The sequence below is a fragment of the Cellulomonas sp. P5_C6 genome (genome assembly GCF_054049635.1).
The window spans coordinates 1-736 of record NZ_JBFULZ010000387.1 but is presented as its reverse complement, the minus strand read 5'-3'; the positions used below and the strand labels follow the sequence as shown (position 1 = coordinate 736).

Here is a 736-nt window from a genome sequence, read left to right as displayed (position 1 = left end):
ACGCATGGCCGATCGCATTTCCCATAATCGACTGGCTCTGTTGCACGGTCAACTCGCCATTGTGGACAAGCAAAATCGCCTGATTGCCAAGTGCCGGAACCCACTGTTGCAGGACATTCTCACGATGCGTCATATCCAATCGTGCCAGCGGGCTGTCCAGGACGACCGGCCCGCCACGCACCGCGGCCAGCTTTAGCGCGCCGATCAACGAGAGCGCAATAAGCTGACGGCCACCCTCGCTCGTCTTCATTGCCGGTCCCCGGCTGCCGACCAGATCGACGCGGTAATCACGACCAATCTGCACACCACCGTAACCTTCCGGATCCCGGATCAACCGGTGGAACATATCGGTAGCGGTCCGTTCCACCTCCGCGCGCGTGCGCTCCCTATATCGATGAATCGTCATTTGAAAAAGTTCATGGACATAGCTGAAGAAAAATGCTTCGGCAGCAAGAGCGGGCTGAGCCGATGTCAATCGGCCAATAGTTGCCGCCAACTTGCTCTGAACGGATTTGACCTCTGCGTCCTCGGCATCCAGATCCCTCAGGCTGCCTTCGAACCTCGAAATTGCAAGCTCAAATTGCTCCTGCTGAAAGCCCAGCTGCCGAATCGTCGCGGCATCGTTGCCCTTCAGACGATCCTTGATCGTCTGCAACCGACGATTGCGATCGAACTGCGCACTGACAATGCGATCGAGTCGATCCTGTCGCTCTCTATACGAATGGACGGTGTGAAC

At 56.9% G+C, this 736-nt stretch carries 1 protein-coding gene; it reads right to left on the bottom strand.

Annotation, left to right across the window (positions count from 1 at the left end; translation table 11 throughout):
* A partial coding sequence (locus ACXJKG_RS21315) for a hypothetical protein (RefSeq protein ID WP_456847711.1) occupies positions 1 to 655 on the bottom strand: 655 nt, incomplete at its 3' end.
* Between the last annotated feature and the right edge of the window lie 81 nt (positions 656 to 736).